This is a genomic window from Rhizobium altiplani (assembly GCF_001542405.1).
In the GTDB taxonomy this organism is placed as follows: Bacteria; Pseudomonadota; Alphaproteobacteria; order Rhizobiales; family Rhizobiaceae; genus Rhizobium; species Rhizobium altiplani.
The window spans coordinates 1-8,851 of the sequence record NZ_LNCD01000002.1 but is presented as its reverse complement, the minus strand read 5'-3'; the positions used below and the strand labels follow the sequence as shown (position 1 = coordinate 8,851).

Genomic DNA, 8,851 nt, shown 5'->3' with positions numbered 1-8,851 from the left:
GGCAGCGATGACGACCGTTGATCTTCCCGCATCGCTGTTGAAGCGCAAGGCCGTCGTTTATGTCCGTCAGTCCACACCCGCCCAAGTGCAATTCAATCGCGAGAGCCAGCGGCGCCAGTATGAACTTGTCGAGGAGGCACGGCGGCGCGGATTTCGAGATGTCGAGGTCATAGATGACGATCTTGGCCGTTCGGCGAGCGGGACCGTCGCGCGACCTGGGTTTGACAAGCTGGTGGCTTGGTTGTGTGCTGGTAATGTAGGCGCCATCCTTTGTCTCGACGCTTCCCGTCTCGCCCGTAACGGCCGAGACTGGCATCACCTATTAGAACTGTGCGGCCTTGTTGAAGCTCGGGTGATCGACCTCGACGGTGTTTACAATCCTTGCCGTCCGAATGACCGGCTATTGTTGGGCATGAAGGGGAGTATCAGCGAATTCGAGTTAAATATTTTGCGAACTCGCATGCACGAAGCGGTCCGCTCCAAGGCACGACGAGGAGAACTGCGTATTGGCGTGCCGATTGGCTATATCTGGCATCGCGAGGTCGGCCTTGGCCTGGATCCTGACGCTCGCGTGCAGGAGGCTGTACGGCAGAAATTCAGCCGGTTTCGCCAACTGGGAAGCGCTCGTCAGACCCATTTGGCGCTGCATCGCGAAGGGATGCATTTTCCTCGCCCTTCCGATGGCAGGAAACTGACGGCGCTCGACTGGACGCCGATCCGCTATCGCAATGTGATCTCGGTGTTGAAGAATCCGTTTTATGCTGGAGCTTACGCCTATGGCAAAAGCAAGAGCAGAACCGAAGTCGTCGACGGCCGCCCCCACAAGACGTACGGTCACCTTCTGCCACTCAACGAGTATGAGGTCCTTTTGAAGGATCACCATGAAGGTTATATCGACTGGGGAATATACGAGCGTAATCAGAAGCAACTCGCCATCAATGCATATGGTAAACGCGACGGAGCCAAGTCTGGGCGAGGTGGCCGATCTCTATTGATCGGATTGATGACCTGCGGTCAATGCGGGCATCGGTTGAGGGTAGCGTATCGAGGGCGTTACCCTTATCCTGTCTACCAATGCGTCGGCCGGACGGCTCTCGGACTACCACGGTGCATGTGTTTTGGCGGCCAGCGAGTCGACACGGCGATTGCGCGTGAGTTGGTGCGGGTCGTTCAGCCGATTGCAATTCAAGCAGCGCTTGTTGCAGAGCGGACGCACATGGAAACCCAACGGGAACAACAGCGCATTCTCGAACTCGAGTTGCAACAGGCTCGTTACGAAGCTTCCCTCGCCGAGCGACGCTACGCGGCGTGCGATCCGGATAACCGCCTGATTGCCGCCCAGCTCGAGAAGAACTGGGAGGCATCACTACGCCGTATCGGCGAGTATGAGGCTCGACTAGAAGATACCAAGATACACAACTCGACGACGCCCACCCCCGATTTCACAAATCTTGCCGAGGATTTTGATGCAGCCTGGTCGGCCTCTGGCGTGACGATGCGAACACGCCAGCAATTGGTGCGCGCGCTCATAAGCGACATTACCGTCAACATCGATGAGGCTGACTGCGAGATCGTGCTGACGATTCATTGGAAGGGTGGTCGACATTCCACCCTCTGCTTACGCAAACCACAATCAGGCGAGCACGAATGTGTCACGTCCGATGATGCCTTGGCCATCATCGAGAGTATGGCGAGCCGTTGGTCTGATGAGCATATTGCTGCGACCTTGAACCGGATGGGACTGCCGACTGCCCAAGGCAAGACCTGGTCTGCAAAACGCGTGGGCTCGATCCGGCGCGTGCGTGGAATTCACGCCTACAAATCAGCGGAGAAAGACGGAGAATGGCTGACGCTAACCGAAGCCGCCAAGGCTTGCAATGTTACCCCTCATCGCATTCGAAGCCTGATCGCGGCTGGGATACTGCGTGCACAACAGGTTGTCCCGGGCGCTCCGTACCAGATAAACGCCTCGGATCTTCGCGATCCTGGCGTCACGACTGCGATGAGGCGGAAAGGGCGCCCGTGTCAGTCGCCGCCGGAAAGTCAAATTCTAACATTTACAGACACTTGAAGATGGGGCTGGCATAATGAACACAACGTGGCAACACCTCTCGGATTGCTTTTCGCTCATCCGCAGCCCGGCGATTGATCTGGCGGTTCGCTCTCGAACAGCGCATCTGCACCATCTTGAGCGCGATCGGCGATGACGGCGGCGCGTTTGCCTTGCACTTTTCGACGTGCATTTGTCTCCAGGCCGGCCAGCGCGCGCCTTGCGTGTGCCCAGCTTGCGTCAGGCAAATCCCGGAACGGGGAATGAACAAGAAAGGAGGTGAGAGGCGAGTAGAAACCGTTCGCAGCGATCCAGCGGGTTCAACGCCCGTCCGGCAAGGGCGCAGCCCGCCAGCCAGAAGCCATGGATGGCGGCAACGTCATTCGTCAAGCGTAGACAGCGGGTGACAAAGCGATGGGGTAAGCCCCCCGATATCATGATCTTGACGACGCCTTCGGAGTGTTGGGACCGGGGGCAGCACCCGACTAGCCGATATCGGCGAGGCAGTCGGGGTCGTCCGGGGTCTTGGGCCACCGCAAAGTCGCGGGATGGATTGCCGGGGAACCTGAGAGATCCCACTCACGCCAAGGAAGCAATGTCGGAAACGGGATGCCGGCTGACATAAAAGACTCCGGGCTAAGTTCGCTTGATGTTGGTGCCCTAACCTTCGCGTTCGAGCAACACGTGCACAGGGCGGTACCCGTAGCGCACGCGTGTCTCGCAAATCTCGCGGATACGACGTTCCAGAGCGATCTGATTGGGACGGCGAGAGGTAAAGTGGTAGGTCGACCGATCGAAATCGAGGGCCCCGCAGGCACATGCAATCGCGGCACATGCCGTTCACCACCTACCGCTTCCGAGCACGACTTAGAGCTTTCGCAGAATGACATCCTGCAACATCTCGCGGTCCAGTGTTAGGTCCGCGACGATCTTCCTCGAACGCGCGTTCTCGTCCTCGAGCTGCTTCAGCTTCTTCATCTCCGGCGGCAACAGGCCGGCGTACTTTTTCTTCCAATTGAAGTAGGTCGGTTGCTAATCTCGTCTTGCGGCACATCTCCGCGACCGACACACCTTCATCACCCTGCTTCAGAATGAACCTTCCGGGAGTCCGAAACAGCGATGCCTTCATCGTCTTCCGTTCCCTTCCCAACCAGGAAAATCCACCGGAAAACTCTCACCAAAAACCGTCCAGTTTCAACGGTTCAGATCAGAACTCGGGACTTATCTCCCCCTTGCTCGCACCAAACTTCGGCAGCGATTACCTCTTATCTGGCGCGCTCGCGTCACCCGATGCAGAGTGATGAGAGCCCGCCGACAGTAGTTCCTGTTCGTCGAGGGTGGCAAGCGGTGTGATTGACCAGGAGATTAGTTCGACGGCTCGTTGAAGTGTCGCCTCGGTCAAAGCTGGGCTAGGTGAAGCAGCGATGACATGTCCAATCGAGTCTAGGTAGTCGAAATTCCTTGCGATCGGCGTCTTGGCTTTAACATAACATCCGACTTCAGCAACACCCGGTACAGCAGCAGCCCGGCTAACACCATCAATCCAATCAAGGATGCCGTCTTGCTCAGGGACCAAATGTCTCGATCCCGCAGTTTGCGAATGCCTTTTGCGCAAATCACATTTATTGCCAGTGACAAGCTTGATGAGCTCAGTGATGAGATCGACACCGTAGGCCAGCGTGATTAGTCGAGAGTTTGTGCCGCCCGCAAGACGCGGATTGACTTCAACTACCACTGGGCCGCCGATGGTCCATCGGAGTTCAACGGTCGTTGGTCCCCAGCCGAGACCGAGAGCTTGCAAACAGCTGAGTGAAACGTCGGTGATGCATTTATACTCGTCATCAGTCAGAGGGGCGGGATAGGTGCAACGACTAAAGACGAAATGCGGTGGGCGGTCGAAGTCAGCGGTGCAAACTCCAATTATCTCTTTTTCCATTGTGTCAACGCTATAGAATGGGCCGTGCGCGAATTCTTCGACTAGTATCCTTGGCGAAGACGTCCATTTATGCTTCCCTCCCAACAGATAGGTCGTATGTTCGGCTAACTCATCGACATTCCGGCACAACCGTACACCGCTGCTGCCGGTGCCTACCGCGGGTTTAACGATCACCGGCAGCCCGATCTCCGCGGCGGAACTTTTCACCTCCGCCGCGTTCCCGGTTAAGCGATAAGTAGGTACTGAAATGCCTGCCTCGGCAAGGAGCTGACGTTGGGCGAATTTGTCGCAGCATCGTTCAATGGATGCAGCATTCGGCCCTGGTAGATCAAAATGCGCGCAAAGTTTGCCCACTGTGGCATAGACCTCCTCCTCAGCGGCTGTAATGCCAGCAATTTCATGGGTCGTGCTCAACCGGGAACATTCGTGAATCAACGCATCGAGATTGTCAGTATCGACATGAACGGTCTCAAGGTTTTCCGCCGCAAGATAGTCGTAGCGAGCTGGATCAGCCGACAATGTAATCGGGTGAAGACCAAGACGCTGGGCCGCTTGGATGAATAGGAAGCCAATACGTCTATGGCCTTCAATCATGATGAGCGCTCTACTTCTCATGGGCATCGATCCTCCGTGGCGTGCTGTGAGGCGGTCTGAGCACAAGGCATAAGCTTTTATTCATGCCTGACCTCAGACCCTTGGGGTAAAGATACCATCGTCAGCGATCTACAGTCGCAAAGATTTTGTGAATTTATTTGAAGGATTTGTTGCACGCTTTTGAGCTCTGACCGTGCACGCCGTGTTCGGGAGCGGCCGATGTTCAATGGCGAGGCGTGCGGTCGATCACACCAGCCGTCTCTGTCGGTCGTGCCCACTCGGCTTTTCGTTCTCAGCTGTAACAGCTTGAATTGTTCGAAGACCGGCGGCGCGTCATCATTGATATTGCTCTCGATGGTCGAGAGGGGAATGTCGGTGATCGAACTTGGGGAAATAGTCATGATATAGATTTGCACCGGCAGGGATTGTCGGTGTCGGCGATCGCCAGACAGACCAACGTCGATCGAAAGACAATTCGTAATATATTTGAGGGGGTCTCGAAGCGCCTGCTTACGGGCCACGCAAGCCGCGGGCGACGGTGATATCTGCGCGAACGCGTTACTGCCTATCCCGGCCTGAGCGGCCGGCGGCTCCTGCGAGAGCTGAAGGACGGGGATATGTGGGTGGCTACACTGCGGTCACCGACTTTCTCAGAGATGTTCGCCCTACCTCATTACAGGGATTTGAAGTTCGGTTCGAAACAGCTCCCGGCGAATAGGCCCAGGTGGATTTCGCCCAGTTTCAGGTCATCTTCACCGACGAGCCGTCAACGCCGAGAATCGTCTAGCTTTTTCCATGCTGTTGGGCCACAGCCGTCTGATAGGGGGCTCGCTTCGCTTTGCATCAGGATCTCCCGACGGTGCTGCGATGCCATGTCGCCGCATTCGATGCAATTGGCGGCGTTCCACGCGAGATTCTCTACGACCTAAATGAAGACTGCCGTCATCGGCGAAGGGGAACCGGTGGCATTGTTTATAACCGCGCTCTGCTCGATCTTGCCCGCCATTACGGCTTTCAGCCAAAGGCCTGCAAAGCCTATCGAGCGGCCATTCCGCAAAATAAGGGAAGACTTCTTCCTGGCACTCTCGTTTCGCAACCTCGAACTTAACAGCCACTGCGGTATTGGCTTGATACGGTCGCCAATCCGCGTGTGCATGCGACAACACAGCGTGTCGTCAGAAGAGCGCCATCATTTGCGGCCTTTGCCTCTGGCTCCGTTCCGATCGGCATTGAGACTGGAGCTCAGCATCTCTCGAGACGGAATGGCAGCGTCCCTTCGGATGCGACGCCTGGCGACTATCAAAACGCTGACCGGCTTCGATCTCACGTTTCAACCATCGCTCGACAGAGTTCGGATCTTCATGCTCGCACAACTCGGTTTTGTTGGCCGCCACGAGGTCATTCATTTCCTCGGGCCGCCGGGAACCGGCAAAAGCCATCGGGAGTCGCGCTCGGCGTCGAAGCTGTCAAAGCCGGCAAGAGCATCTACTTCTGCAGGCCCAGTCTCTTGATCGTTGACGAGATCGGTTATCTCCCGATCATCGCCGGCGGCGGCAACCTGTTCTTCCAGCTCGTCAACGCACGTTACGAAAAAGGGCGCGATGATCCTCACATCCAATCGCGGCTTTGCCGAATGGGGAGATGTTTTTGGAGAACCAAGCATCGCAGACTGCCGCTATTGTCGACGGGGTGGTGCATCATGTGACTATCATTGACCCGCGCCACGGCCTTGCGGGTCAGCGTCTTGAGCTGGTGTCGGTCCAGTCCGGCCGCGGTGCGGCATTCGTTGTCGTTCGATTACCTGACGGACGCCGCCGTTCAATTCGCCGATCGATAACCGATCTTGTAACCGCTTCGCCGGAAGCGCGAAGCGAGTCGAAGTCGGCGCCTCGCATCAGCGTTCGAACCCTGCTCACATTGATGCACCATTTGAACAGCATGGTTACCTCCCGTTCCAAGGAGGTGATTCGCGATGAACGTGCAATCAAAACCGTACCGCGTAGCGTCTCAGTCCCTCGTAAAGCTTCTTACCCCGAGCACGACAGTCCCGCGTCCGTGGCTCGATCTGCCGCCGGAGACGCGGAAACAACTTGCTCAAAAACTTGCCCCCCTGTTGATGCGGATGCGGTCAATACGCGCGCCGACAAAGGTGGATCGGCATGCTGAGAGCGACGAATAACCCGGACGAGCGCGTCACGGCCGAGCATCGCGGCAAGCTCGCCTACATCTATGTCCGCCAGTCTTCCGTAAACCAGGTGCGCCATCATCAGGAAAGCACGGAGTTGCAGTATCGTCTGATCGATCGTGCCGTCGCTCTTGGCTGGCCACATGAACGCGTGCACGTCATCGATGAAGATCTCGGCAAATCCGGTTCGGGCTGCGTCGAGCGAGAGGGCTTCAAGAAGCTAATCGCGGAGATCGGGCTGGGAAACGCGGGGCTTGTCATCAGTCTTGACGCCTCCCGGCTCGCCCGTAACAACCGCGACTGGCATCAACTCCTCGATCTGTGCTCATTGTTTGGCGTCATCATCGCTGACGGCGAACGGCTCTACGATCCGTGCGCTTATCACGACCGCCTGCTGCTGGGCTTGTCCGGCATCATGAGCGAGGCGGAGCTGCACCAGATCAAGCAACGCCTGCATCAGGGTGAGCGCCAGAAAGCGGCACGCGGCGAATTGCGCCTTGGCCTTCCCGCCGGATTGGCTTACGACCGCTCAGGCCAAATCATCCTCAACCCCGATGAGGAGGTGCAGGCAAGGCTGTGCCTGGTCTTCAGCAAATTCCGCGAGTTAGGAAGCGCGCGGGCAGTGATGCGCTACCTACGCAAGGAGAATTTGCCGTTGCCAATGCGCCCCCTTCGTGGTCCGGCGCCGCACGAAGTGGTTTGGCGTGAGGCCAGCAACCCGCGGGTGCTCAGCATTCTCCATAATCCCGGCTATGCTGGGGCCTATGTCTATGGTCGGCGGCGGCAGACGGGTGGACGCGTTCGCCAGGACGTTTATCGTCCGCGGACGACTAAGGTCCCCATCGCGGACTGGGAGGTCTGTTTGGAAGCGGCCCATCCTGGTTACATCGGCTGGGAGCAGTTCATGGAGAACCAACGGCGATTGGAGAACAACATCAACCGCTACGAAGCCGGCCATTCGGGCTTGCCGCGCAAGGGCGCCGCGCTGCTGCAGGGCATCGCTGTCTGCGGGCGGTGCGGTCGCCGGATGAGTTTGCGCTATAGCGGCCCTGCGGGAAACTATCCCGTCTACGCATGCCGCGCCGACCGCGGCCACGACGGAGGGCCGTTATGCCAGGAGGTGCGCGCTCTGCCGGTCGATGCACGCGTCGAAAGCATTCTACTCGAGGCTCTGACGCCGGACAGGATTGCTATCGCCGTCGCCGCACTGGGCCAGATGGAAGAGGAGGCCCGTCAACTCGAGCGTCAATGGGCTCTGCGGCGCGAACGTGCGCGCTACGAGGCGGAAAGGGCACGGCGCCAATATGATGCAGTCGAGCCAGAGAACCGCTTGGTGGCCCGTTCGCTGGAACGCGGATGGGAGGAAAAGTTGCGCGCGGCCGCGGCCATCGAGCAGGACTATGAACGGTGGCGGTCCGACGAGCCCCTGGTTCTCAGCGAGGCAGATCGCGACGGGTTATTGGCACTCGGAGAGAACCTGCCTGGCATCTGGCATGCCCCATTGACCACGGCGGCCGAGCGAAAGAGCATCTTACGCCTCATTATCTGCGAGGTCGTTCTCGATCAAAAACGGCTGCAAGGACAGGTCTGGATCAAGATCTTGTGGCAAACGGGAGCGACGAGCGAGCACTCTGTCCAAAGGCGCGTTCATACCTATGGCGACTATATCGATATCGACAAATTACGAGCGCGCGTGACGGAGCTGAACGCCGCAGGCAAAATGGACAAGGAAATTGCGTCGGTACTGAACGCGGAAGGCTTCCGTGCCGCACAGAATTGCGCCTTCAAAGGTGACAATGTCTGGCTCTTGCGCAGGCGTTGGGGCATTCCAACCGTCAAAATCAACGGAACGAGCTCCAACCCCGTCAGGTGGCCAGACGGAACCTATTCCGTTCAAGGAGCTGCTGCAGCTCTTGGCATTACGCCGCAGACCATCTTCAAATACCTGGCACGAGGCCTGATTCAAGGCCGGCAGCTAGTGAAAGGACAACCATGGCAGATCGAACTGATGGAGGACCAGATCGACATTCTACGCGCTCGCGCTCAACGCAATAGACGATCGAGGAAACAGGCATCATGAAATCAT

At 57.6% G+C, this 8,851-nt stretch carries 6 protein-coding genes and 3 pseudogenes; 6 read left to right on the top strand and 3 right to left on the bottom strand.

The genetic code is table 11. The annotated features are described in order from the left end of the window. The first annotated feature begins 7 nt into the window (after positions 1–7). Positions 8–2,071 carry a recombinase family protein gene (locus tag AS026_RS00695; RefSeq protein ID WP_062368335.1) on the top strand — a complete coding sequence of 688 codons (2,064 nt, stop codon included), beginning with the start codon at positions 8–10 and terminating at the stop codon, positions 2,069–2,071. Between the two features lie 25 nt (positions 2,072–2,096). On the opposite strand, the pseudogene AS026_RS42850 reads toward AS026_RS00695, so the two are convergent. From AS026_RS42850 to AS026_RS00680, 3 genes and pseudogenes are all read right to left on the bottom strand, one after another. Then, positions 2,097–2,289: pseudogene (locus AS026_RS42850) on the bottom strand (IS66 family transposase); the annotation flags it as partial. 424 nt (positions 2,290–2,713) lie between these two features. Then, positions 2,714–3,179, bottom strand: a pseudogene (locus AS026_RS38955) (transposase); the annotation flags it as partial. Between the two features lie 129 nt (positions 3,180–3,308). Beyond that, positions 3,309–4,601, bottom strand: a complete 1,293-nt coding sequence (locus AS026_RS00680; RefSeq protein WP_028749553.1) for an ATP-grasp domain-containing protein — start codon at positions 4,599–4,601, stop codon at positions 3,309–3,311. 354 nt (positions 4,602–4,955) lie between these two features. On the opposite strand from AS026_RS00680, the pseudogene istA reads away from it, so the two are divergent. From istA to AS026_RS00660, 5 genes and pseudogenes are all read left to right on the top strand, one after another. Next, a pseudogene (gene istA / locus AS026_RS42845) lies at positions 4,956–5,851 on the top strand (IS21 family transposase); the annotation flags it as partial. Further along, complete coding sequence (locus AS026_RS43915) at positions 5,843–6,091, top strand: ATP-binding protein (RefSeq protein WP_328285792.1); 249 nt, start codon at positions 5,843–5,845, stop codon at positions 6,089–6,091. The pseudogene istA and the gene AS026_RS43915, both read left to right, overlap by 9 nt. After that, the gene (locus AS026_RS44350; RefSeq protein WP_425349740.1) at positions 6,088–6,285 is read left to right on the top strand and encodes a hypothetical protein; all 198 of its coding nucleotides are present in this window, start codon (positions 6,088–6,090) and stop codon (positions 6,283–6,285) included. The genes AS026_RS43915 and AS026_RS44350 overlap by 4 nt, the downstream gene beginning before the upstream one ends. Further along, positions 6,222–6,746 (top strand): DUF5372 family protein, encoded by a 525-nt coding sequence (locus AS026_RS44345; RefSeq protein WP_160330080.1) that lies wholly within the window; start codon positions 6,222–6,224, stop codon positions 6,744–6,746. Before AS026_RS44350 ends, AS026_RS44345 begins: the two co-directional genes overlap by 64 nt. Further along, positions 6,740–8,845: a recombinase family protein gene (locus AS026_RS00660; RefSeq protein ID WP_028749699.1), complete on the top strand. Its 2,106-nt coding sequence runs from the start codon at positions 6,740–6,742 to the stop codon at positions 8,843–8,845. The genes AS026_RS44345 and AS026_RS00660 overlap by 7 nt, the downstream gene beginning before the upstream one ends. The last annotated feature ends 6 nt before the right edge of the window (positions 8,846–8,851 follow it).